General features: G+C 51.4%; 33 protein-coding genes and 6 pseudogenes. 38 read left to right on the forward strand and 1 reads right to left on the reverse strand.

Features of this window, described 5'->3' with window-relative positions; genetic code table 11:
* The first annotated feature begins 9 nt into the window (after window positions 1-9).
* Together rpsG and fusA are read left to right on the forward strand one after the other, a co-directional pair.
* A pseudogene (rpsG, locus tag JCM12539_RS03455) lies at window positions 10-481 on the forward strand (30S ribosomal protein S7).
* Between the two features lie 123 nt (window positions 482-604).
* Complete coding sequence (gene fusA, locus JCM12539_RS03460; RefSeq protein ID WP_054649267.1) at window positions 605-2,692, forward strand: elongation factor G; 2,088 nt, start codon at window positions 605-607, stop codon at window positions 2,690-2,692.
* Window positions 2,693-2,785: 93 nt separating this feature from the next.
* Here fusA and JCM12539_RS03465 read toward each other — a convergent pair whose 3' ends face one another.
* Window positions 2,786-3,334: a cysteine hydrolase family protein gene (locus tag JCM12539_RS03465; RefSeq protein WP_054649269.1), complete on the reverse strand. Its 549-nt coding sequence runs from the start codon at window positions 3,332-3,334 to the stop codon at window positions 2,786-2,788.
* Window positions 3,335-3,757: 423 nt separating this feature from the next.
* Between JCM12539_RS03465 and rpsJ the strand changes: the two genes are divergently transcribed.
* The 36 genes and pseudogenes from rpsJ (at window position 3,758) to JCM12539_RS03635 (ending at window position 23,094) form a co-directional block, all read left to right on the forward strand.
* Entirely contained in the window at window positions 3,758-4,066 is a 309-nt protein-coding gene (rpsJ, locus tag JCM12539_RS03470) for a 30S ribosomal protein S10 (protein ID WP_054649271.1), read from the forward strand.
* 25 nt (window positions 4,067-4,091) lie between these two features.
* A pseudogene (rplC, locus tag JCM12539_RS03475) lies at window positions 4,092-4,726 on the forward strand (50S ribosomal protein L3).
* 24 nt (window positions 4,727-4,750) lie between these two features.
* On the forward strand, window positions 4,751-5,374 hold the full coding sequence (gene rplD, locus JCM12539_RS03480; RefSeq protein WP_054649275.1) for a 50S ribosomal protein L4: 624 nt from the start codon (window positions 4,751-4,753) through the stop codon (window positions 5,372-5,374).
* Entirely contained in the window at window positions 5,374-5,658 is a 285-nt protein-coding gene (gene rplW / locus JCM12539_RS03485; protein ID WP_054649277.1) for a 50S ribosomal protein L23, read from the forward strand. Before rplD ends, rplW begins: the two co-directional genes overlap by 1 nt.
* A 31-nt stretch (window positions 5,659-5,689) precedes the next feature.
* Window positions 5,690-6,522 (forward strand): annotated as a pseudogene (rplB, locus tag JCM12539_RS03490) (50S ribosomal protein L2).
* Window positions 6,467-6,838 (forward strand): 30S ribosomal protein S19, encoded by a 372-nt coding sequence (rpsS, locus tag JCM12539_RS12575; RefSeq protein WP_082405319.1) that lies wholly within the window; start codon window positions 6,467-6,469, stop codon window positions 6,836-6,838. Before rplB ends, rpsS begins: the two are co-directional and overlap by 56 nt.
* Window positions 6,839-6,855: 17 nt before the next feature.
* Complete coding sequence (rplV, locus tag JCM12539_RS03495) at window positions 6,856-7,209, forward strand: 50S ribosomal protein L22 (protein ID WP_054649279.1); 354 nt, start codon at window positions 6,856-6,858, stop codon at window positions 7,207-7,209.
* Between the two features lie 13 nt (window positions 7,210-7,222).
* Window positions 7,223-7,882, forward strand: coding sequence for a 30S ribosomal protein S3 (gene rpsC, locus JCM12539_RS03500; RefSeq protein ID WP_054649281.1), 660 nt, complete (start codon window positions 7,223-7,225; stop codon window positions 7,880-7,882).
* Window positions 7,883-7,885: 3 nt separating this feature from the next.
* Complete coding sequence (gene rplP, locus JCM12539_RS03505; protein WP_054649283.1) at window positions 7,886-8,317, forward strand: 50S ribosomal protein L16; 432 nt, start codon at window positions 7,886-7,888, stop codon at window positions 8,315-8,317.
* Window positions 8,307-8,501, forward strand: a complete 195-nt coding sequence (rpmC, locus tag JCM12539_RS03510) for a 50S ribosomal protein L29 (RefSeq protein ID WP_054649285.1) — start codon at window positions 8,307-8,309, stop codon at window positions 8,499-8,501. The genes rplP and rpmC overlap by 11 nt, the downstream gene beginning before the upstream one ends.
* Before the next feature lie 20 nt (window positions 8,502-8,521).
* Window positions 8,522-8,785 (forward strand): 30S ribosomal protein S17, encoded by a 264-nt coding sequence (gene rpsQ, locus JCM12539_RS03515; protein WP_054649287.1) that lies wholly within the window; start codon window positions 8,522-8,524, stop codon window positions 8,783-8,785.
* 30 nt (window positions 8,786-8,815) lie between these two features.
* Entirely contained in the window at window positions 8,816-9,184 is a 369-nt protein-coding gene (gene rplN, locus JCM12539_RS03520; protein WP_054649289.1) for a 50S ribosomal protein L14, read from the forward strand.
* Between the two features lie 22 nt (window positions 9,185-9,206).
* On the forward strand, window positions 9,207-9,518 hold the full coding sequence (gene rplX / locus JCM12539_RS03525; protein ID WP_054649291.1) for a 50S ribosomal protein L24: 312 nt from the start codon (window positions 9,207-9,209) through the stop codon (window positions 9,516-9,518).
* 22 nt (window positions 9,519-9,540) lie between these two features.
* Window positions 9,541-10,083: a 50S ribosomal protein L5 gene (rplE, locus tag JCM12539_RS03530; protein WP_054649293.1), complete on the forward strand. Its 543-nt coding sequence runs from the start codon at window positions 9,541-9,543 to the stop codon at window positions 10,081-10,083.
* Between the two features lie 13 nt (window positions 10,084-10,096).
* Window positions 10,097-10,282: a type Z 30S ribosomal protein S14 gene (locus JCM12539_RS12580; protein WP_054750925.1), complete on the forward strand. Its 186-nt coding sequence runs from the start codon at window positions 10,097-10,099 to the stop codon at window positions 10,280-10,282.
* 31 nt (window positions 10,283-10,313) lie between these two features.
* The gene (gene rpsH / locus JCM12539_RS03535; protein ID WP_054649295.1) at window positions 10,314-10,712 is read left to right on the forward strand and encodes a 30S ribosomal protein S8; all 399 of its coding nucleotides are present in this window, start codon (window positions 10,314-10,316) and stop codon (window positions 10,710-10,712) included.
* 29 nt (window positions 10,713-10,741) lie between these two features.
* Window positions 10,742-11,272 (forward strand): 50S ribosomal protein L6, encoded by a 531-nt coding sequence (gene rplF, locus JCM12539_RS03540; protein WP_054649297.1) that lies wholly within the window; start codon window positions 10,742-10,744, stop codon window positions 11,270-11,272.
* Between the two features lie 34 nt (window positions 11,273-11,306).
* Window positions 11,307-11,675: a 50S ribosomal protein L18 gene (gene rplR, locus JCM12539_RS03545; protein ID WP_054649299.1), complete on the forward strand. Its 369-nt coding sequence runs from the start codon at window positions 11,307-11,309 to the stop codon at window positions 11,673-11,675.
* A gap of 20 nt (window positions 11,676-11,695) precedes the next feature.
* Window positions 11,696-12,199: a 30S ribosomal protein S5 gene (gene rpsE, locus JCM12539_RS03550; RefSeq protein WP_054649301.1), complete on the forward strand. Its 504-nt coding sequence runs from the start codon at window positions 11,696-11,698 to the stop codon at window positions 12,197-12,199.
* Between the two features lie 13 nt (window positions 12,200-12,212).
* Window positions 12,213-12,398 (forward strand): 50S ribosomal protein L30, encoded by a 186-nt coding sequence (gene rpmD / locus JCM12539_RS03555; protein WP_054649303.1) that lies wholly within the window; start codon window positions 12,213-12,215, stop codon window positions 12,396-12,398.
* Window positions 12,399-12,429: 31 nt separating this feature from the next.
* Window positions 12,430-12,870 carry a 50S ribosomal protein L15 gene (gene rplO, locus JCM12539_RS03560; RefSeq protein WP_054649305.1) on the forward strand — a complete coding sequence of 147 codons (441 nt, stop codon included), beginning with the start codon at window positions 12,430-12,432 and terminating at the stop codon, window positions 12,868-12,870.
* Window positions 12,870-14,183, forward strand: coding sequence for a preprotein translocase subunit SecY (secY, locus tag JCM12539_RS03565; protein WP_054649307.1), 1,314 nt, complete (start codon window positions 12,870-12,872; stop codon window positions 14,181-14,183). The genes rplO and secY overlap by 1 nt, the downstream gene beginning before the upstream one ends.
* A 20-nt stretch (window positions 14,184-14,203) precedes the next feature.
* A complete protein-coding gene (locus JCM12539_RS03570; protein WP_054649309.1) occupies window positions 14,204-14,887 on the forward strand; it encodes an adenylate kinase in 684 nt (227 codons plus the stop codon).
* 119 nt (window positions 14,888-15,006) lie between these two features.
* Window positions 15,007-15,224: pseudogene (gene infA, locus JCM12539_RS03575) on the forward strand (translation initiation factor IF-1).
* 23 nt (window positions 15,225-15,247) lie between these two features.
* A complete protein-coding gene (gene rpmJ / locus JCM12539_RS12585; protein ID WP_003567518.1) occupies window positions 15,248-15,364 on the forward strand; it encodes a 50S ribosomal protein L36 in 117 nt (38 codons plus the stop codon).
* 31 nt (window positions 15,365-15,395) lie between these two features.
* Window positions 15,396-15,761, forward strand: coding sequence for a 30S ribosomal protein S13 (gene rpsM, locus JCM12539_RS03580; RefSeq protein WP_054649310.1), 366 nt, complete (start codon window positions 15,396-15,398; stop codon window positions 15,759-15,761).
* An 18-nt stretch (window positions 15,762-15,779) separates the two neighbouring features.
* Window positions 15,780-16,169, forward strand: coding sequence for a 30S ribosomal protein S11 (gene rpsK / locus JCM12539_RS03585; RefSeq protein WP_054649312.1), 390 nt, complete (start codon window positions 15,780-15,782; stop codon window positions 16,167-16,169).
* A gap of 75 nt (window positions 16,170-16,244) precedes the next feature.
* Window positions 16,245-17,186: a DNA-directed RNA polymerase subunit alpha gene (locus JCM12539_RS03590; protein WP_054649313.1), complete on the forward strand. Its 942-nt coding sequence runs from the start codon at window positions 16,245-16,247 to the stop codon at window positions 17,184-17,186.
* Window positions 17,187-17,206: 20 nt separating this feature from the next.
* The gene (gene rplQ / locus JCM12539_RS03595; protein WP_054649315.1) at window positions 17,207-17,587 is read left to right on the forward strand and encodes a 50S ribosomal protein L17; all 381 of its coding nucleotides are present in this window, start codon (window positions 17,207-17,209) and stop codon (window positions 17,585-17,587) included.
* Between the two features lie 608 nt (window positions 17,588-18,195).
* Window positions 18,196-19,046, forward strand: a pseudogene (locus tag JCM12539_RS13860) (energy-coupling factor ABC transporter ATP-binding protein).
* Window positions 19,022-19,887: pseudogene (locus JCM12539_RS13865) on the forward strand (energy-coupling factor ABC transporter ATP-binding protein). The pseudogenes JCM12539_RS13860 and JCM12539_RS13865 overlap by 25 nt, the downstream one beginning before the upstream one ends.
* Window positions 19,880-20,677 (forward strand): energy-coupling factor transporter transmembrane component T family protein, encoded by a 798-nt coding sequence (locus tag JCM12539_RS03615; protein ID WP_056956650.1) that lies wholly within the window; start codon window positions 19,880-19,882, stop codon window positions 20,675-20,677. Before JCM12539_RS13865 ends, JCM12539_RS03615 begins: the two are co-directional and overlap by 8 nt.
* Window positions 20,678-20,698: 21 nt before the next feature.
* Window positions 20,699-21,469, forward strand: a complete 771-nt coding sequence (gene truA, locus JCM12539_RS03620; RefSeq protein ID WP_054649321.1) for a tRNA pseudouridine(38-40) synthase TruA — start codon at window positions 20,699-20,701, stop codon at window positions 21,467-21,469.
* 219 nt (window positions 21,470-21,688) lie between these two features.
* Window positions 21,689-22,135 carry a 50S ribosomal protein L13 gene (gene rplM / locus JCM12539_RS03625; RefSeq protein ID WP_054649323.1) on the forward strand — a complete coding sequence of 149 codons (447 nt, stop codon included), beginning with the start codon at window positions 21,689-21,691 and terminating at the stop codon, window positions 22,133-22,135.
* Between the two features lie 11 nt (window positions 22,136-22,146).
* Entirely contained in the window at window positions 22,147-22,539 is a 393-nt protein-coding gene (gene rpsI, locus JCM12539_RS03630; protein WP_054649325.1) for a 30S ribosomal protein S9, read from the forward strand.
* Between the two features lie 249 nt (window positions 22,540-22,788).
* The gene (locus tag JCM12539_RS03635; protein WP_156302037.1) at window positions 22,789-23,094 is read left to right on the forward strand and encodes a hypothetical protein; all 306 of its coding nucleotides are present in this window, start codon (window positions 22,789-22,791) and stop codon (window positions 23,092-23,094) included.
* Window positions 23,095-23,176: the final 82 nt, after the last annotated feature.

Here is a 23,176-nt window from a genome sequence, read left to right on the forward strand (position 1 = left end):
GGTTTTAGGATGCCACGTAAAGGCTACGTAAAAAAACCGAGATGTCCTGCCTGACCCAGTTTACAACTCAAAGCTGGTTACCCGCTTGATCAACCACATGATGATTGATGGTAAGCGTGGTAAGGCGCAGAAGATTCTCTATGATGCATTTGACATTATCAAGGAACAAACTGGTAACGACCCAGTCGAAGTTTTCGAAGAGGCAATGAAGAACGTTATGCCTGTTCTGGAAGTTAAGGCTCGTCGTATCGGTGGTTCTAACTACCAGGTGCCAATCGAAGTTCGTCCAGAACGTCGGACTACTTTGGGCTTGCGTTGGATCGTACAGTACGCACGTTCTCGTGGTGAACACACCATGGACGAGCGTCTGGCCCGCGAACTGATGGATGCCGCCAACAACACTGGTGCAGCCGTTAAGAAGCGTGAAGATACCCACCGTATGGCAGACGCCAACCGGGCATTTGCACACTATCGTTGGTAATATGAAGGGCTATTATATGCGGTTGCTACGCCATATAGTAGCCCTTTCTTTGAACCAAACACAATTCAACAGCACAAACCGTGCTGTCACTCAGTATTAACTTGAGAGGAGTAAATCTTTCACATGGCTAACAAGCGTGAATTCCCACTTGAAAAGACCCGTAACATTGGGATCATGGCCCACATCGACGCTGGTAAGACAACTACCACTGAACGTATCCTGTACTACACGGGTAAGATTCACAAGATCGGTGAAACTCATGACGGTGCTTCCCAGATGGACTGGATGGCTCAGGAACAAGAACGTGGTATCACGATCACTTCCGCCGCTACCACTGCTCACTGGAAGGGCAACCGGATTAACATCATTGATACCCCAGGGCACGTTGACTTCACTATCGAAGTTGAACGTTCCCTCCGTGTCCTAGATGGTGCGATTACCGTTCTGGACGCCCAGGCCGGTGTTGAACCACAGACCGAAAACGTTTGGCGTCAGGCCACCACGTACAGCGTTCCCCGGATTGTGTTCGTCAACAAGATGGACAAGATTGGTGCGGACTTCCAGTACTCCGTTGGTACTATCCGCGACCGTTTGGGTGCTAACGCCCACGCCGTGCAGTTGCCAATCGGTGCCGAGGACAAGTTCGAAGGTGTTATCGACCTGCTTGAAATGAAGGCCGACCTGTACGACGAAGACGAACTCGGGACTGAATGGGATACTGTTGATATCCCAGACGAATACAAGGAACAGGCAGAAGCCGCTCGCCAGGAGCTGGTTGAAGCCGTTGCCGACGTTGACGATGACGTTATGGAGAAGTACCTGAACGGTGACGATATTAGCGTTGCTGAACTGAAGGCCGCTATCCGTAAGGCTACCATCAACTTGGAATTCTTCCCTGTTTTGGCTGGTTCTGCCTTCAAGAACAAAGGTGTGCAGATGTTGCTCGACGCCACTGTGGACTACCTGCCTAGCCCACTGGACGTTAAGCCATACAACGCCACTGACCCTGACTCTGGTGAACAGGTTGAACTGATGGCCGGCGACGACAAGCCTTTTGCCGCTTTGGCCTTCAAGATTGCCACCGACCCATTTGTTGGTCGTCTGACTTTCATCCGTGTTTACACTGGTAGTTTGGAATCCGGTTCTTACGTTGAGAACACGACTAAGGGCAAGCGTGAACGTGTTGGTCGTCTGCTGCAAATGCACAGTAACCACCGTGAAGAAATCCCAGAAGTCTTTTCTGGTGATATCGCCGCCGTTATCGGTTTGAAGAACACCACTACTGGTGACTCCCTGACCGACCAGGATCACCCGTTGGTTCTGGAATCCCTTGAAATTCCTGACCCAGTTATCCAGGTTTCCGTTGAACCTAAGTCCAAGGAAGACCGTGACAAGCTGGACATTGCCATCCAGAAGCTGGCTGAAGAAGACCCAACGTTCCAGGCTGAAACTAACCCTGAAACTGGTGAAACTTTGATTGCTGGGATGGGTGAATTGCACCTGGACATCATGGTTGACCGTATGCGTCGTGAATTCAACGTTGACGCGCAGATTGGTGAACCACAGGTTGCCTACCGTGAAACCTTCACGAAGCAGGCTAGTGCACAAGGTAAGTTTGTGCGTCAGTCTGGTGGTAAAGGTCAGTATGGTGATGTTTGGGTTGAATTCACACCTAACGAAGAGGGTAAGGGCTTCGAATTCGAAGACGCTATCGTCGGTGGTGTTGTTCCTCGTGAATACATTCCATCCGTTGAGCAGGGTCTGAAGGAAGCCATGGCCAATGGTGTATTGGCTGGCTACCCACTGATTGACGTTAAGGCTAAGCTGTATGATGGTTCTTACCACGAAGTCGATTCTTCTGAAGCAGCGTTCAAGGTTGCCGCATCGATGTCCCTGAAGGCCGCTGCGCCTAAGGCTGGTGCCGTTATCCTCGAACCAATCATGAAGGTTGAAGTTGTGGCCCCAGAAGACAACTTTGGTGACGTTATGGGCCAGGTTACTGCTCGTCGTGGCCGCGTTGAAGGTATGGAGGCTCGTGGTAACGCCCAGGTGGTTAACGCCATGGTACCGCTGGCCGAAATGTTCGGTTACGCTACTACCCTGCGTTCTGCAACCCAGGGTCGTGGTACCTTCACGATGACTTTTGACCACTACGAAGCAACGCCTAAGTCTATTCAAGAAGAAATCATCAAGAAGAACGGCGGCCAGTAATTTTTTTTACTGACTGCAAATGAAACGCCCGCACGGTTTTTCGACCGTCGCGGGCGTTTTTTTGTCGACTCGACTTTTATTATAGAAGTAATTTTAAATGATGGTGGCGCCTAGTACGCTACGGAAATGGTTCAGCGCCCATTCCTGACCGCCGGGAGTGAAGGTGGCGGTGGCATCCGCATTGATGGTAATATGGTAGCCGAGATTATACGCGTCAACAGCAGTGTGCAGTACGCAGATGTCGGTGCAAACGCCGACGAGCTCTAGGTCACGAACGTTGCGTTCGCGCAACCAGATATCCAGCGTGGTACCGGCGAAACTCGAATAGCGCGTTTTGGCAAAGGCGTTGACGCGCTCTTGGTCCTGGTGCTGACTGAACCAGTCGCCGGTTCGACCGTAGTAGTCGCGCCCCCAAGTATTGAGTTCGTTGTGCGGCGGGAACAGCTTGGTTTCGGGGTGAAACTGATCGCCAGCCACGTGCAGGTCCGCGGGTAGGTAAACCCAACCGCCTTCTGCAAGCGTCTTATCCGCAGCGGCGACAATTGCCTCGTCAATGGCCTGGGCGGGCGCTCCAGCCGTCAATGCTCCGTCCGTTGCGACAAAATCATTCGTGTAGTCGATGATGAGTAATGCGTTAGTCATAATTTCCTCCTGGTTTGCGGCTGTAGTTAAGATTGGGATGAGTCACTTGACGTGTCTTGACACCTATTCTACAACAGAAAACAATCAATGAAAATGGCCTGCAAACGTCAAGTGGGTGATTCCCTACAATGGTATGGGTAATCCGAACAAGTGGGGGAGCATCAGCCAACGAGGGTCGGCATACGCGAACAATGAAAGTAGCACAATAAACATGCATAAAGGCCTTGAACTCGGGCTTAATATCATGTATACTTACAAAGTTGCAGGTTAATTCGGGGCGCAGTGCGCGTTCCGGAGCGGTTTGCACGAGTATAGCGCAGATGTGAGAGGTTGCGACACGCCCGGCCGCTTTGCCACGGAGAGCGCGACGGAAATTTTCACGGAGCTAGTCTACTAATGATAATAGACGAAGGAGGACACACAATGGCAAAACAGAAGATTCGGATCCGGCTCAAGGCTTACGAGCACCGGATTATCGATCAGTCCGCAGAGAAGATTGTTGAGACCGCAAAGCGCACAGGTGCTACGATCTCTGGCCCAATCCCACTGCCAACGGAGCGTACACTTTACACGGTGCTGCGTTCCCCACATAAGCACAAGGATTCACGGGAACAGTTCGAAATGCGCACGCACAAGCGTCTGATCGACATTGTTAACCCAACGCCAAAGACAGTTGATGCTTTAATGAAGCTTGACTTGCCTAGCGGTGTTGATATCGAGATTAAACTTTAATCTGTAAGAAACTGGAGGTGTACCCATGTCTCGAAAAGGAATCTTAGGTAAAAAGGTCGGCATGACCCAGGTCTTTACTGACAACGGCGAGTTGGTTCCAGTTACTGTCATTGACGTAACTGGCAACACGGTATTGCAGGTTAAGACTGACGCAACTGATGGCTACGAAGCCGTTCAGTTGGGGTTTGGCGACAAGCGTGAAGTTCTGTCCAACAAGCCAGAAGCTGGCCACGCAAAGAAGGCAGACACCACCCCTAAGCGCTTCATTAAGGAGATCCGTGATGTAGCGCTTGATGATTATGAGGTTGGTGCCGAAGTTAAGGCTGACACCTTTGCAGCAGGCGACATCGTGGATGTCACCGGGATTACAAAGGGTCACGGATACCAAGGTAACATCAAGAAAGACGGTCAGCGTCGCGGTCCTATGGCCCACGGTTCTCGCTACCACCGTCGTCCTGGTTCACTTGGTGCCATCATTAATCGTGTGTTCCCTGGTAAGAAGTTGCCAGGCGCATGGGTAACAAGAAGGTTACCATGCAGAACCTCGAAGTTGTGGCTGTAGATACTGACCACAACGCATTGCTCATCAAGGGTAACGTCCCTGGGGCAAACAAGTCCTTTGTTACCGTTCGCACGGCTGTTAAGTCGGTCGCAAAATAAATCACGAAGGGAGGACATTAACAGATGGCTAACGTTACTTTGTACAAGCAAGATGGCTCAGAAAACGGCTCCGTTGAATTAAACGATGCAATTTTCGCCATTGAACCAAACCAGAACGTGGTGTTTGATGCAATCATCATGCAGCGTGCTTCTCTTCGTCAGGGCACCCACGCGGTTAAGAACCGTTCCGCCGTTTCTGGCGGTGGCCGCAAGCCATGGCGTCAGAAGGGTACCGGTCGTGCCCGTCAGGGTTCCATCCGTTCACCACAGTGGCGTGGCGGTGGGATCGTCTTCGGACCAACCCCACGTAGCTACAGCTACAAGCTGCCTAAGAAGGTTCGTCGCCTGGCCCTGAAGTCTGTACTTTCCGAGAAGGTTACAGACCAGAACCTGGTTGTTGTTGACGCTTTGAGCTTCGACGCACCAAAGACGAAGGCATTCGCACAGGCAATGACTGCCCTGAACGCCAACGAAAAGACCTTGGTTGTTCTGGAAGCCGGCAACGACAACGCTGCTTTGGCTGCCCGGAACCTGCCAAACGTCAAGGTGGTTGTTGCTGATGGTATCAACGTTTTGGATATCGTTAACAACAACAAGCTGGTTGTCACACAAGCAGCTCTCCAAAAGATTGAGGAGGTATTCGCATAATGGATGCACGCGATATTATTCTTCGCCCAATCATTACCGAACAGTCTACCGCCGAGATGGACAACCGCAAGTACACGTTCGAAGTTAACCTGAAGGCCGACAAGACCCAGGTTAAGCGCGCAGTCGAAGAAATCTTCGGCGCCAACGTTAAGAACGTCAACATTGCTAATGTTCGCGGCAAGAAGAAGCGCCAGGGTCGTTACGAAGGTATGACTCGTCGTCGTCGCAAGGCGATTGTGACCCTGACTGCTGATTCCAAAGACATCAAGATTTTCGAAGATTAATTCGAAAAATTTTTAAAAGGAGGTTAATAACGTGGCGATTATTAAGTACAAACCAACCACCAACGGTCGTCGTAACATGTCTGGTTCCGACTTTGCCGACATCACCAAGAAGCGTCCTGAACGCTCCCTGTTGGAAAGCCAGAGCCACACCGCCGGCCGTAACGCACATGGACACATTACTGTCCGTCACCGTGGCGGTGGTAACAAGCAGTTCTACCGTGTGATTGATTTCAAGCGGCAGAAGGATGACATTACCGCTAAGGTAACGGCCATCGAATACGATCCAAACCGTACAGCAAACATTGCTTTGCTGACATATGAAGATGGGGTTAAGTCCTACATCCTAGCACCAAAGGGCCTGAAGGTGGGCGACAAGGTTGTTTCTGGCCCTGACGCCGACATTAAGCCTGGTAACACGTTACCATTGACTAACATTCCTGATGGTACTTTGATTCACAACGTTGAATTGAAGCCAGGCAAAGGTGGTCAGTTGGCACGTTCCGCTGGTGCTTCCGCACAGTTGCTGGGTCACGATGGCAAGTACGTCACCGTTCGCCTGTCTTCCGGTGAAGTCCGGATGATCCTCTCCGTCAACCGTGCAACGATTGGTGAAGTTGGTAACGCAGAACACTCACTGATCAGTATTGGTAAGGCCGGTCGCAAGCGTTGGCTCGGTTTCCGTCCAACTGTTCGTGGTTCGGTTATGAACCTAACGATCACCCACATGGTGGTGGTGAAGGTAAGGCTCCTATCGGTCGTCCATCTCCTCTTTCCCCATGGGGTAAGAAGACGTTGGGTAAGAAGACGCGTGATCACAAGGCTAAGTCCGAGAAGTTCATCGTCCGTCACCGTAAGCACAAGTAAACCACTACGATTAGTAGTTAAGGAGGTCACAAAATGGGTCGCAGTCTTAAAAAAAGGACCTTTTGCCGATGCCAGCCTTCTAAAGAAGGTTGAGGCACAGGCAGATAACGAGAAGAAGACCGTCATCAAGACCTGGTCTCGTCGTTCAACTATTTTCCCAAGTTTCATCGGCTACACCTTTGCAGTGTACGATGGCCGGAAGCACGTTCCAGTTTACGTGTCTGAAGACATGGTTGGTCACAAGCTCGGTGAGTTTGTCCCAACACGGACTTTCCGTGGCCACGCCGTTGATGACAAGAAAACCGGCGCACGCTAGAAAGGAGCAATTCAGACATGGCTGAAACAATTACGTCTGCAACCGCAACGGCGAAGACAGTACGAATTGCTGCTCGCAAAGCGCGGTTGGTAATCGACTTGATTCGCGGCCGGAGCGCAGCAGAAGCTCTGGCAATCCTTGAATTCACGCCTCGCGCGGGTTCACCGATCATTGCTAAGGTATTGAAGAGTGCGATTGCTAACGCAGAACACAACTTCGACTTGGATGCACAAAACCTGTACGTCAAGGACGCTTTCGTTAACGAAGGCCCAACCTTGAAGCGGTTCCGTCCACGGGCCAAGGGTTCTGCATCACCAATCAACAAGCGTACGAGTCACATCACCGTGACCGTCGCTGAGCAAGAAGCATAAGGAGGGATAACGCGTGGGTCAAAAAGTAAATCCTAATGGGTTCCGTGTCGGTGTCATTCGTGACTGGGAAGCTAAGTGGTATGCCGAGAAGGACTATGCCACATTCCTGCACGAGGACCTGCACATCCGCGAATTCATTAACAAGAAGCTCGCCGATGCGTCTGTCTCGACCATCGAAATCGAGCGTGCCGCTAACAAGGTCAACATTTCTATCCACACCGCTAAGCCAGGGATGGTTATCGGTAAGGGTGGTGCTCAGGTCGAAGCCCTGCGTAAGGACATCGTTGCCCTGACCGGCCGTAACGTGCACATTAACATTGTTGAAATTAAGAAACCTGACCTGGACGCCAAGTTGGTTGCTGATAACATCACCGACCAGTTGGAACAGCGTATTGCATTCCGTCGCGCAATGAAGCAGACGATGCAGCGCTCAATGCGTGCAGGTGCTAAGGGTATCAAGGTACAGACGTCCGGCCGTTTGAACGGTGCCGACATGTCTCGCCGTGAGCACTATTCCGAAGGGACTGTGCCTCTGCACACTCTGCGTGCGGATATTGATTACTCTTGGCAGGAAGCTAAAACCACTTACGGTAAGCTGGGCGTTAAGGTCTGGATCTACCGTGGTGAAATCTTGCCGGAAAAGGCAAATAACTCTGCGAAGGGAGCGAAGTAACCAATGCTAGTACCTAAGCGTGTTAAGCACCGCCGTGAATTCCGTGGCAAGATGCGTGGCGCCGCAAAGGGCGGCACCAAAGTTGACTTTGGTGAATATGGACTGCAGGCTCTGGAATCCCACTGGATCTCCAACCGTCAGATTGAAGCTGCTCGTGTTGCCATGACCCGTTACATGAAGCGTGGTGGTAAAGTTTGGATCCGTATCTTCCCACACAAGTCCTACACCAGTAAGGGTGTTGGTGTACGTATGGGTAATGGTAAGGGTGCACCAGAAGGCTGGGTAGCCGTTGTTAAGCGCCAGAAGGTGATGTTTGAAGTTGGTGGCGTCTCTAAAGAGGTCGCAACTGAAGCATTGCGTTTGGCTTCTAACAAGCTCCCAATCCGTACCAAGGTGATCGAGCGCCAGGAAGCAGGTGAGCAGAATGAAGGCTAAAGAAATTACCGCATTGAGCACTGCTGAGATGTTGGACAAGGAAAAGCAATACAAAGACGAATTGTTCAACCTCCGTTTCCAGCAGGCAACCGGTCAGCTGGAAAACACTGCTCGTTTGAAGCAGGTTAAGAAGAACATTGCCCGGATTAAGACGGTTCTGCGTCAGCAGCAACTGAACAAATAATCGGAAAGGAGCCCAGTACTTTGGAAGAACGTAATAGTCGTAAAGTTTATCAGGGCCGCGTTGTCTCTGACAAGATGGACAAGACCATTACCGTCGAGGTCAACACTACCAAGACCCACCCGGTATATGGCAAGCGTGTTAAGTACTCCAAGAAGTACTACGCCCAGGATGACGAAAATGCCGCCCACGTAGGTGACACTGTTCGCATCATGGAAACACGTCCTCTGTCAAAGAACAAGCGTTTCCGGTTGCTCGACATTGTCGAGAAGGCCGTTATTATCTAGAGCATTTCGTGACGAAAGGAGGACACAACAGTGATTCAACAAGAAAGTCGCCTCAAAGTGGCAGACAACTCCGGTGCACGCGAAATCCTCGTGATTAAGGTCCTTGGTGGTTCTTACCGCAAGACCGGTAACATCGGTGACGTCGTAGTCGCAACTGTAAAACAGGCAACACCAGGTGGCGTTGTCAAAAAGGCAGATGTCGTTAAGGCTGTGATTGTACGGACTAAGTCAGGTGCTCACCGTACCGACGGTTCATACATCAAGTTTGACGAAAATGCCGCAGTCATCATCAATGATGACAAGACGCCAAAGGGTACGCGTATCTTTGGCCCCGTTGCTCGTGAGTTGCGTGACAACGACTTTATGAAGATCGTTTCACTAGCACCCGAAGTTCTGTAATTTTCATAGGAGGAGGTGCAACATGTTATTCAAAACAGGTGATAAGGTGCGTGTCATGCGTGGAAAAGACGCTGGCAAAGAAGGCACCATCAAGCAGGTCCTGAAGAGTAAGGACCGCGTCATCGTTGAGGGCATCAACATGGTTAAGAAGCACGTGAAGCCGTCGAATACTAACCCTAACGGTGGTATCGTCGATGCTGAAGCAGCAATTCACGTTTCTAACGTCATGTTGCTCAACCCGAAGGACAACAAGCCATCCCGTGTCGGTATCGCCGAACAGGACGGCAAGCGTGTGCGCGTAGCCAAGAAGTCTGGCACCGCTCTCGACAAGTAAAGGAAAGGAGGACCTATTTTTCATGGCAAACCGTTTACAAGAACGTTATAAGCAGGAAATTGCACCGGCGCTGAACAAGCAGTTCAGTTACAAGAGCACGATGCAGACGCCAAAGATTGACAAGATTGTTTTGAACATGGGTGTTGGTGATGCTACACAGAACGCCAAGAACCTTGACGAAGCCGTTAGTGAATTGGCACTGATTTCTGGTCAGCAGCCAATGACGACTAAGGCTAAGAAGTCAATTGCCAACTTCCGTCTGCGTGAAGGCATGCCAATTGGTGCGAAGGTCACCCTTCGTGGCGAGCGGATGTACGACTTCCTGGACAAGTTAATCAACGTTTCCCTACCACGTGTCCGTGACTTCCGCGGTATCTCACCAAAGAGTTTCGACGGTCGTGGCAACTACACCCTGGGTGTACGCGAACAGTTGATTTTCCCAGAAATCGACTATGACAAGGTTAACCACGTACGTGGGCTCGATGTTGTCATTGTTACTACTGCGCAAAATGATGAAGAAGGTCTCGCACTGCTCAAGCAGTTCGGGATGCCATTCGCTAAGTAAGGAGGTCAACCACTTGGCTAAGAAGTCTTTAATTGTAAAGAACCACCGGCCTGCTAAGTTCGCTGTTCAAGAATACACTCGTTGCGAACGCTGTGGTCGGCCACACTCCGTTTACCGCAAGTTCAAGCTTTGCCGGATTTGCCTTCGTGAGTTAGCACACGCCGGTCAGATTCCTGGTTTGAAGAAGGCCAGCTGGTAATCAATTCACTTAGACAAAGGAGGTTAAATCAATGGCTCTGACAGATCCTATTGCAGACTACTTGACTCGCATTCGTAACGCCAACATGGTGCGTCACGAAAGCCTAGAAGTACCTGCTTCCAAGATGAAGAAATCCCTTTCCGAAATCTTGAAGAACGAAGGGTTCATCCGTGACTACGAAGTTATCGATGACGACAAGCAAGGCATGATCCGCATCTTCCTGAAGTACGGGAAGGACAACGAAAAGGTCATCTCTGGTTTGAAGCGTATCAGCAAGCCCGGCTTACGTACTTACGTTAAGGCGGACGCTGTCCCTAAGGTTCTCAATGGTCTCGGGATTGCAATCATTTCCACTTCCAACGGTGTTATCACCGACAAGGAAGCTCGTGCCAAGAACGTCGGTGGCGAAGTACTCGCCTACGTTTGGTAATACAAAATTAACAAAGGAGGTGCCTACCTGTGAGTCGTATTGGTTATAAGGACGTCACGCTGCCAGAAGGGGTTTCTGTTTCCCGCGACGGCAACGTTGTGACCGTTAAGGGTTCCAAGGGTGAACTCACCCGCGAACTGAGCGCCGACATTAAGATGACGGTGGACGGTAACACGGTATCATTTGACCGTGACAACGATAATTTAAAGGCTATCCACGGTACTACCCGTGCCGTATTCAACAACATGGTTGTTGGGGTAACTGAGGGCTTCAAGAAGGACTTGTCTCTGGTCGGTGTTGGTTACCGTGCCCAGATGCAGGGTTCTAAGCTGGTCCTGAACGTTGGTTACTCTCACCCGGTTGAAATGGAAGCACCAGAGGGCGTGAAGGTTGAAGTGCCTAGCACAACTGCCATCACTGTTTCTGGTATCAGCAAAGAGAAGGTTGGCCAGTTCGCCGCTGAAATCCGCGCTGTCCGCTCCCCAGAACCATACAAGGGTAAGGGTATCCGTTACGTCGATGAATATGTTCGGCGTAAGGAAGGTAAGACTGGTAAGTAGTAGTCAGTTATTGGCTGCATAAAACATTTATGAGGTGAACATTGTGATTTCAAAGCCAGATAAGAACAAGACTCGTGCAAAGCGCCACGCGCGTGTACGGGGCAAGATTTCTGGTACGAGCGAGCGCCCACGCTTGAACGTATTCCGTTCCAACAAAAACATCTACGCTCAATTAATTGATGACGTAGCGGGTGTGACGTTAGCAAGTGCCTCCACTCTCGATAAAGAAGTTAAAGCCGATGCTACTAAGACTGAACAAGCCGCAACGGTTGGTGAACTGATTGCCAAGCGTGCCGTTGCTGCTGGTAAGGCCAACGTAGTTTTCGATCGTGGTGGTTACGTCTACCATGGTCGTGTTGCTGCACTAGCCGAGGCTGCTCGCGAGAACGGCCTCGAATTCTAACACAGGAGGAAAAACCTAACATGGCATCATTTATCGATCCAAACCAACTCGATTTGGAAGACGAAGTCGTCGCTATCAACCGAGTTACTAAAGTTGTCAAGGGTGGTCGCCGCCTGCGTTTCGCTGCTATTGCGATTGTTGGTGACAAGAACGGCCACGTCGGCCTTGGTACTGGGAAGGCTCAGGAAGTTCCTGAAGCTATCCGCAAGGCCGTTGAAAACGGTAAGAAGAACCTGATTGCAGTGCCACGTGTTGGTACTACGATTCCGCACGAAGTGATTGGTCACTACGGCGCTGGTGAAGTGCTGTTGAAGCCATCCGTTGAAGGTTCTGGGGTTGCCGCTGGTGGTGCCGTCCGTGCCGTTATGGAATTGGCCGGTATCGGTGATATCACTAGTAAGTCCCTTGGTCGTAACACACCAATCAACATGGTTCGTGCTACCATCGAAGGCTTGAAGCAGCTGAAGACCGCTGAAGAAGTTGCTGATCTGCGCGGCGTGTCCGTTGCACACCTACAAGACTAGGAGGTAGTCAACAATGGCTCAATTGAAAATCACGTTGACTCGGTCTGCGGCACACCGTCTGCCGAAGCAGCGCAAGATTGTCAAGGAATTTGGCCTGGGCCGTGTGAACAGCTCGGTTATCAAGCCAGATAACGCCGCAACTCGTGGTGTTATCAACCAGATTTCCCACCTGGTTTCCGTTGAAGAAGTTAAGGACTAACAAAACTATATACAAGGAGGTGCGCACATCCATGAAGTTACACGAACTCACTCCAAGTGAAGGTTCACGTCACAGCCGCAAGCGTCTTGGCCGTGGTACTTCTAGCGGTCAGGGTAAGACTGCCGGTAAGGGTACTAAGGGTCAATTGGCACGTCAGGGTGGCAAGACTCGTCTTGGGTTTGAAGGTGGCCAGATGCCACTGTTCCGTCGTATGCCTAAGCGCGGTTTCAAGAACGTTAACCGCAAGGACTACGCCGTAATCAACCTGGCAGACCTGAACCGTTTTGATGATGGTACTGAGGTTACTCCAGCATTGCTCGTTGAGAGTGGCTTGGTTAAGAACGAACTCGACGGTATCAAGCTGTTGGGTAACGGTGAATTAACCAAGAAGCTGACCATCAAGGTAGCAAAAGCATCCGCAACTGCTAAAGAAGCTGTTGCAGCAGCAGGCGGTTCGATTGAGGTGATCTAATGATTGCGACCCTCAAAAACGCTCTCAAGGTAAAGGACATCCGGCACAAGATGTTGTTCACCCTGATCGTTTTGCTGGTTTACCGGTTAGGCGCAAGTATTTCGGTACCTGGGATTGATGCTGGTCAACTCACTAAGATGGGTGATACCGGCCTCATTTCCATTCTATCGACCGTCAGTGGTGGTGGCCTGTCGAACTACTCCATCTTTGCTTTGGGGGTTTCGCCATACATTACCGCACAGATTATCATTCAACTGTTACAGATGGACATCGTGCCGAAGTTTGTTGAATGGAGTAAACAGGGTGAAGTTGGTCGGCGCAAGCTGAACCAGATTACCCGTTACCTGACCATTATCTTGGCTTTTGTCCAGGGTATTGGTATCACCGCTGGGTTCCAAGTGCTTTCCCAATACGGGTTGGTCAAGGATCCTAGCGTTGAGCAGTACATCGTCATCGGGATTATTTTGACCGGTGGTACGATGCTACTGACTTGGATGGGTGAGCAAATTACCGATAAAGGTCTGGGCAATGGTGTGTCCATGATTATCTTTGCCGGTATCATTGCTCGCCTCCCATCCGGGATTCAGGAAATCTGGACGGACCAAATTACGAACAACAACGCAGCGGATCGTTGGCAGGGAGCCCTCTTCATGGCGGGTCTCGTGGTACTGGTCATCGTTGTCGTTGCGTTCGTAACCTGGGTGCAACAAGCTAACCGTAAAATTCCGATTCAGTACACGCGCCGTGTGACCAGTGCGGGCGACAATTCCTACTTGCCCCTCAAGGTTAACGTTGCCGGTGTGATCCCCGTCATCTTTGCCAGCTCATTAATTGTGACGCCACAAACTATTTTGATGGCGTTCCAAAAGAGTCATGGCAGTGATGGTTGGTACATCACATTGACTAACATCTTTAGCCTAGAGAAGCCAATCGGGATTGTTTTGTACACCGTACTGATTGTTTTGTTCACGTTCTTCTACGCCTTTGTCCAGGTTAACCCGGAAAAGCTGTCGGAGAACTTGGTCAAACAGGGTAGTTACATTCCGGGTGTTTGGCCCGGTAAGGAAACGGAAAAATTCGTTTCCCGGATTCTCATGCGGTTGTCCGTTGTCGGGGCCCTCTTCCTTGGGTTGATTGCCCTGATGCCACAGTTAGCAGCGTTGCTGTGGAACTTACCACAGTCAATTGGTTTGGGTGGTACCAGCCTGTTGATCGTGGTCATGACAGCCATTGAGTTGGTACGCCAGCTGGATGGGTTGCTCATGAAACGCGAATACGTTGGCTTCATTCAGGGCGACCTGGTGAAGAAATAGCTAAACGGAGGCTACAAAAAGTGAATCTGATTTTAATGGGTCTACCAGGCGCGGGTAAGGGTACTCAAGCCGAGAAAATCGTCGTGAAGTACCCAATTGCTCACATTAGTACTGGCGACATGTTCCGGGCAGCGATGGCTAACGGTACTGAGCTCGGCAAACAAGCCAAGTCCTATATGGACCAGGGCCAGTTGGTGCCAGACGAAGTCACTGAAGGTCTCGTCAAGGAGCGTCTGCAGGAACCAGATACTGAATCTGGTTACATGCTGGATGGTTTCCCACGGACGATTGCCCAGGCGGAGGCGTTGACTGATATCACCGCCGAGCTGAACAAGCCGTTGGATGCGGTCATCAACATTGACGTTGACCCAAAAATCCTGGCTGACCGTCTGAGCGCACGTTATATCTGCAAAACCTGTGGGGCAACATACAACAAGTTGTACCATAACCCCAAGGTTGAAGGAACCTGCGACCGCTGTGGTGGTCACGAGTTCTTCCAGCGGGATGACGATAAGCCAGAAACCGTTCAGAACCGTCTGCAGGTAAACATTGAAATGAACACGCCCCTGCTTGATTTCTACGCCGACCGGAAGTTGCTGTACACCGTTAATGGTGATCAGGATATTGACGCGGTGTTCGCAGAGATTGAAAAAAAATTCTCGCGGCTATGGCCTAACTCGAGGATGGCACCGTCTGTCGGCTGACAGACTTGTTTTCAACTTGCGAACTTTGTGGTACACTGCTTTGGTGTGCCGGACGGTCGGCGCCCATTTTTGGGTGCGTGATTAATTGTGACCAAAACGGACGAGGAGGAAAAGGTTTCGTGGCAAAAGACGATGTCATTGAGATTCAGGGCACCGTGGTGGATAGCTACCCAACGCGATGTTTAAAGTAAAGCTTGAAAACGATGCAGAAATTCTCGCGCACGTTTCCGGTAAGATTCGGATGCACTACATTCGGATTCTGCCTGGTGACCGCGTGACGGTGGAGTTATCTCCATACGACCTGACAAAGGGTCGGATTACTTACCGTTTCAAGTAGTCAACACAGGAGGCATTTTAAAGATGAAAGTACGTCCATCTGTTAAGAAAATGTGTGAGCACTGCAAGGTTGTCCGCCGCAAGGGCCGCGTGATGATTATTTGCTCTGCAAACCCAAAGCACAAGCAGCGCCAAGGATAATAACTAACACTAAAATAGGAGGTGTCATCACATGGCTCGTATTGCAGGTATTGATTTACCCCGCAACAAGCAAATTGTCATCGGTCTGACTTACATTTACGGTATCGGTAACACGACTGCGCGTAAGATTGTCGCAGCAGCCGGCGTTCCCGAAAATGTTCGTGTTGCAGACCTGACTCCTGACCAGGAAGACAAGCTGCGTGCGGAAGTAGATAACGTTCGTGTCGAAGGTGATCTGCGTCGTGAAGTTAGCATGAACATTAAGCGGCTTCAGGAAATTGGCTCATACCGTGGCATGCGCCACCGTCGTGGTCTGCCAGTTCGCGGTCAGCACACCAAGAACAACGCACGTACTCGCAAGGGTAAGAAGACTACCATTGCTGGTAAGAAGAAATAATAAAGGAGGTCTGTACTGATGGCAACAAGGAAAACAACGCGCAAGCGTCGTGTGCGTAAGCACATCGAAAGCGGTGTTGCGCACATCCACGCCACTTTCAACAACACTTTGGTCATGATTACTGATGCCCAAGGTAACGCAGTGGCTTGGTCTTCTGCTGGTGCACTTGGCTTCAAGGGCTCCCGTAAGTCCACGCCATACGCTGCACAAATGGCTGCAGAAGCAGCTGCTAAGGAAGCAATGGAACACGGCATGAAGTCCGTTGAAGTAGCCGTTAAGGGTCCTGGTTCGGGCCGTGAAGCTGCTATTCGTGCCATTCAGGCTGCCGGTATTGACGTTACGGCTATTCGCGACGTTACACCAGTGCCTCACAATGGTTCTCGTCCTCCAAAGCGTCGTCGGGTGTAGTTCGCATGCCCTACGCTTTGTTGAGCGCGTGGGTATGTCGCACATCACTCTCGATTTGAAAGGGGTACACAATAGATGATTGAATTTGAAAAGCCAAACATCACCAAGGTTGAAGAAGACAACAACTACGGTAAGTTTGTCGTCGAGCCACTCGAACGCGGGTATGGTACTACGCTCGGCAATTCGTTGCGGCGAATTTTGCTTTCATCTTTGCCTGGGGCAGCGGTTTCCAGCGTACACATTGATGGCGTCGTGCATGAATTCTCGACGATTGATGGTGTATTGGAAGACGTCACCCAGATTATCCTCAACATTAAGAAGCTTGCTTTGAAGGTTGAGGGTGAGGAAGAGGACAAGAAGGCCACCATCTTGGTCGAGGGTCCGGCTGTCGTGACAGCTGCGGACATCAAAACAGATGCTGACGTTGAGGTATTGAACCCTGACCAGTACATCTGTACCATTGCCGAAGGCGGTCGCCTGGAAATGGAAATGACGATCAAGACTGGTCGTGGGTATGTTCCGGCTGATCAGAACAAGTCTGACGACCAGCCGATTGGGGTCATCGCTGTGGATTCCATCTTTACCCCAATTAGTAAAGTTAACTACACGGTTGAGAGTGCTCGTGTGGGCCGTCGCAGTGATTTTGATAAGCTGACGTTGGATGTCTGGACGAACGGGTCAATTACCCCTAGTGCAGCCATTGCGTTGGCCGCCAAGATTTTGACGGATCACCTGGCAATCTTTGTCAACCTGACTGATGACGCCAAGAACGCCGACATCATGGTTGAAAAGGAAGACAGTCAGCGTGAAAAGTTACTTGATATGACTATCGAGGAACTGGACCTGTCTGTTCGTTCTTACAACTGTCTGAAGCGTGCCGGTATCAACACCGTTCAGGAATTGACCGACAAGACTGAAGCAGAAATGATGAAGGTACGTAACCTCGGCCGGAAGTCGCTTGAAGAAGTTAAGAACAAGCTGTCCGACTTGGGCCTTAGCCTACGTCAAGAAGACTAATTGTAAAGGAGGAATAACACATGAGTTACCGGAAATTGGGCCGTACTAGTTCCCAGCGTAAGGCATTGCTCCGTGACCTGACTACTGACTTGATTATCAATGAACGTATCGTCACGACGGAAGCCCGCGCGAAGGAAATTCGTTCGACTACTGAAAAGATGATTACGTTGGGTAAGCATGGTGACCTGCACGCACGTCGTCAGGCTGCTGCGTTTGTTCGCAACGAAATTGCCGATGTTACTGAAGAAGGGGACGCAGTTGTGGTTACATCCGCATTGCAGAAGCTGTTCACTGACCTGGCAAAGCGTTACGAAGGCCGCAATGGTGGTTACACCCGGATTATGAAGACTAGCCCACGGCGTGGTGACGCCGCACCGATGGTTATCATCGAGCTGGTTTAATTATTCAGGTGGCATCTTGATGCCACAACCAGGCGGGTCGCACCCGGCTGGACGGATCAAGACGTGTGCGTAAGCAATTGCGTGCACCACTAAGTAAAACCGAATCGACCCTCGTTGGCCGATTCACTTTGATCATTTGATCGATGGAGCGTTACGATGATGGGTGCCACAGAGCGGAGTGGGGCGTTCAGAAGCTGAGCATTAACTTGACGTTGACGGAGGCGGTTTTCGCCGTAGTCAATGTCGGGTTAAGCGCAAGCTTCTGCCCCACGCAGCTCGACTCAGCTAATGTAAATTAGCACGTGGTATGGCCTATAGTGCCGGGGCGACGGTCCTCTTAGTCTAGCTTGCGAGTGCCAGGGCAACCTGGTCCTCCATCATTAAATGATTTTCTACATAGCAATTAAACGGTGGTTCACTTTGCGCAAGGGTGACCGCGGTTCAGCAACGTTGCTAGGGCGGGTCGTGATGGCCCGCCTTTTTGGTACCCACAAATGAATGTGAGGCCGACGTCGATACCATAACCGTCGCTGTCAACAGTACCCGTGCCTGTGTTATCATAATTGGGTTAAACATACAGACTAAGACCAGTGAGAGGGGTGCCGCGTTTGGAACCAGTCATTAATATTGAGGACCTATCGTTCCGGTATCGGGATGCTGAACAAGATGCTTTACGGCACGTCTCGATGAGCATTCAACCTGGCGAATGGGTTGCCATTATTGGCCGTAATGGTAGTGGTAAGAGCACCCTTGCTGGCAACATTATCGGATTACTCGAACCAGAGCGGGGCCAGGTTACCAGTGGTCACGTGACGGTGAGCGGTTTACCACTGGACGATGAACACGTGTGGGATATCCGTGATCATGTCGGGGTGGTCTTCCAAAATCCGGATAACCAGTTTGTCGGTGCTACCGTTGCGGACGATATTGCCTTTGGAATGGAAAATCGTGCGGTGCCCCGGGAAGAGATGCACGAACGTGTGGCTGCGGCCCTGACTGCTGTCAACATGAGCGACTTTGCCGAGCGTGAACCGGCCCGGCTTTCTGGTGGGCAAAAGCAACGGGTGGCGATTGCCGGCATTGTGGCGCAGGCACCCGATATCATCATTCTCGATGAAGCCACATCAATGCTGGACCCGGCCGGACGCCGTGAGGTCATCGACCTGGTGACGCAGTTGCAGCATGAGCGCCACATGACCGTTTTGTCCATTACGCACGACCTCAGCGAAGCGGCGCGTGCCGACCGGATTATCATGCTGCTCACGGTGAGGTGGCCGACGTTGGCACGCCCGCGGAGATTTTTACCCGCGGACACGAACTGGCCGATAACGGACTGGACGTACCGTATCCGGAGCAACTCAAAGCGGCGTTGCGGGGCCGCGGCATTCAGGTGCCGAACGAATACTTTACGGAGAAAGGACTGGTGGATTACTTATGGACATTACGTTCGACCATGTAAGCTATACCTACCAGCCGGCACGCCGTTTGCGGGCGCGGGTCTGCGTGACGTGTCGACCACAATTCGTGGTGGCGAATACACGGCTATTATCGGCCATACCGGCTCGGGTAAATCGACCCTACTACAGCACCTGAACGCGTTACTGAAACCGACTGAGGGTACCGTCACGATTGGCGACCGGGTGATTACCCCGACAACGAATAACAAACACCTGCGGCCACTACGCCAGCAGGTGGGCATGGTCTTTCAGTTTCCTGAAAGCCAGCTTTTTGAATCCACCGTGCAGCGTGACATTGCCTTTGGTCCGGAAAACTTCGGCATGGGCAAAGACGAAGCCGCCCAGCTGGCTGCCGACACCGCCAAGTTGGTGGGGTTACCCGACGATGTTTTGGGGCGTTCCCCCTTCGACCTCTCTGGTGGACAAATGCGCCGTGTCGCCATTGCGGGCGTGCTGGCAATGCAGCCGTCCGTACTGGTGCTAGACGAGCCTACCGCCGGGCTGGATCCTGCCGGCCGACGCGACTTGATGGCGCTGTTTGCGCAATTGCACCGGGAGCAAGGGTTGACCATCGTTTTGGTGACGCACCAGATGGACGATGTGGCCGACTTTGCGGAACACGTCCTCGTCATGGACGGTGGTGCCCTGGTCAAGGAAGGCACCCCGCGGGAGATTTTTGCGGATGCCGAGTGGTTACAGGCGCACAGCCTAGCGCTACCGACTACTACCCGGATGGCCGGAGAATTAACCGAGCGGGGCTTTCACTTTGACCGCGTACCGCTGACGTTAGCGGAGCTCGCCGATGGGCTTGCACCACAGTTAGGGGGCTCACTTGATGAATAGTATGCTACTGGGACGCTATATTCCCGGCAATTCGCCGGTGCACCAACTCGATCCGCGCACCAAGCTATTGGGGTGTTTCTATTACATCGGCATCGTGTTCCTGGCAAATAACTGGATTACCTACGCGCTATTATTTGTGCTCACGCTAGGTCTGTTGCCCCTGGCGCGCGTGCGCTTGGGCTTCTTTCTCCGCGGACTACGGGCCATCATGTTTCTAATTCTGTTTACGGTGCTACTGCAGCTCTTCTTCACGACCGGGGGACACGTCTGGTGGCAGTGGGGATGGCTAACCGTGACGAGCAAAGGTGTACTGAACGCCGTGTACATTTTGTGCCGGTTGGTGCTCATCATCTTTGCGTCCACGTTACTGACGCTGACCACGCAGCCACTGGGACTCGCAGACGCGGTGGAGTCCATCCTCAAGCCGCTGAAGAAAATCCACGTACCGGTAACGGAACTCGCACTGATGTTGTCAATTGCGCTCCGCTTTGTGCCTACGCTGATGGACCAGACCACCAAGACGATGAACGCACAACGAGCGCGGGGCGTCGACTTCGGTAGTGGCGGCCCCATTAAACAACTTAAGTCGATTGTTCCGCTGTTCATTCCGCTGTTTGTGTCGGCATTTTCCATGGCCGACGACTTGGCGACGGCTATGGAAGCCCGGGGTTTTCGTGGCGGCGACGGCCGTACCCGCTATCGGGCCTTGGCCTACCATCGGGGGGACGTCGTGGCCGCTATTTTATTGGTGGCGGTAACCGTAGTACTGATTGTTTTGCGGACACATTGATGTGCAAAGGGGAATTGAAGTTTGGCTCACTATCGAATTACTGTTAAATATGACGGCACCAAGTTTGCGGGGTACCAGGTGCAACCACATCAACGCACGGTCCAGGGTGTGATTCAACGGGCGCTCGCCAAGATGGCTAAGGTGCCCTACATCCACGTCGACGGCTCCGGCCGGACTGACTCGGGTGTGCACGCACTGGGACAAGTGATCACCTTCGACACGCCCATCGATATCCCGGACCGCAACATGCTTGCGGCGCTGAACAGCATGATGCCGCTCGACATTTTGGTGTTGGAGTGTGCGCATGCCCCGGATGATTTCCATGCCCGTTACTCAGCGGTGGGCAAGCGCTACATGTACCGGGTGGCGCTAGGCAAGTACACTGACCCGCTCAAGCGTTTGTACACGGGTCACTATCCGTACAAAGTGGATGCGCAACGGATTCAGACCGCGTTACGGGACCTGGTGGGTACGCACGACTTCACGAGCTTTGCCGCGAGCGGTGGACAGATAGAGGATAAGGTGCGGACCATTTACGAGGCCACGTGCACCGAGGACACGCTCAACAATGAGTTGCGGTTTGAGTTCTATGGTAACGGCTTTCTGTACAACATGGTGCGGATTATGGTCGCGACGGCGCTAGAAATTGGTAATGGCCGCCGGGATCTGCACGACTTTGAGCGCGTGCTGGCCGCCAAGGATCGCCAGCAGGCGCGGGGGACGGCGCCTGCATCCGGATTATACCTGCAACAGGTTTATTACCCGGGAAATAATGCGGGCGCGACCATCTAGCATCGCATCTGGACGCGCAAAGTAGCGGCGGTGACTGGGCTACTTTGCGGGGGGGGGATGCTCGCCGTCGATTCGCGGCAAATTCAGGATAGAACACGCCTGGACGCGTTGACGTTCACCGTGATATTTGATATTATATTAGCTGGTATTGTTTGCCCCACGTAAGCCCCGGAATCTTACTAGTGTCAAACAAACACAGAACATTGGAGGAAACTCATCATGAGTAAGTCATTTATGGCCAAGCCAGGTGAAATTGACCGCAAGTGGTACGTTATCGACGCTACCGACATTGCGCTTGGTCGCTTGGCATCCGTTGTTGCCACTATCCTGCGTGGTAAGAACAAGCCTACATTCACACCAAACGTAGATACTGGTGATAACGTGATTGTTATCAACGCAAGCAAGGTTAAGTTGACGGGTCGTAAGGCTACGGACAAGATCTACTACCACCACAGCCAGCATCCAGGTGGGTTGAAGCACGAAGTCGCTGGCGACTTGCGTGAAAACAACCCAGAACGTTTGATTGAATACGCCGTTAAGAAGATGTTGCCAACCAAGAACACGCTGGGTCACCAGCAGTTCCTGAAGCTGCATGTTTACGCAGGCGCTGACCACAAGCACGAGGCCCAGAAGCCAGAAGTGCTTGACATCAAGGGCTTGATTTAAGGAGGATACACATGGCAGACGTAGTATACAGCGGCACTGGTCGCCGCAAGAACTCCGTAGCCCGCGTACGTTTGGTACCTGGGAGCGGCAAGATTACGATGAATGGTAAAGATGCTAGTGAATACATGCCATTCAACACTTTGATTCAAGATATTAACCAGCCATTTGACTTGACTGAAACCAAGGGTCAGTACGACGTCTTGGTTAACGTTAATGGTGGTGGTTTCACCGGCCAGGCCGGCGCAACCCGTCACGGTATTTCCCGTGCGCTGTTGACTGTTGACCCTGACTTCCGTGCTGTCTTGAAGAAGGCCGGCATGCTGACTCGTGACCCTCGTATGAAGGAACGTAAGAAGCCAGGTCTGAAGAAGGCTCGTAAGGCTAGTCAGTTCTCCAAGCGTTAATTCGCGCAGAGAAATGCTGCTACAACAGCATTCAGACGAATGTTTTACCAAATCGGTCACCCTCCAATGGGTGGCTGATTTTTTTTACTCAATGCATCTGGTAAAATGGTGGCAAAGGGGGTGGGCCAATGCCCGCATTTACGCGCCAGGACGCTTTAAACGTTATGAACGATCTGGGACTACCCGATGACAACAATTTTCTCTACGCATTTGCAACTAAGCCACTAAAAAAATGAAGTAATCTGGAACGTGTTATCGAATGTACCGCAACTTTTCAGTGCATTCTTTGAATATCCGGTGGTTATGGTTTTTACGGAAAATAAGATATACGTACATGCCGTCGGTGGCAAACATAAAGGGGAAACTACAGTATTCAACAATGCTCAAATTGCAGAATTTGAAATTCGCACGTCAGCTATGCAGTCCAATATAGAGTTCTCATATGAAGGCAAACCGTTGCGTTTCTGGTTTATGGCCGACTCAACAGGACGATTAGCTTATGTTCATGAAAATTATGAAAGCTTAGCTACTAAACGCTGGTTTGATTTAATCTAGTTTTGCTCACAGGTGCTGGTAAAATAGGCTCTTCGTCAGGTAGAATTAATGTGTTTTGTGAAGCATCTAGACCTTAATTGGT

The organism is Lacticaseibacillus pantheris DSM 15945 = JCM 12539 = NBRC 106106, assembly GCF_001311175.1.
GTDB lineage: Bacteria > Bacillota > Bacilli > Lactobacillales > Lactobacillaceae > Lacticaseibacillus > Lacticaseibacillus pantheris.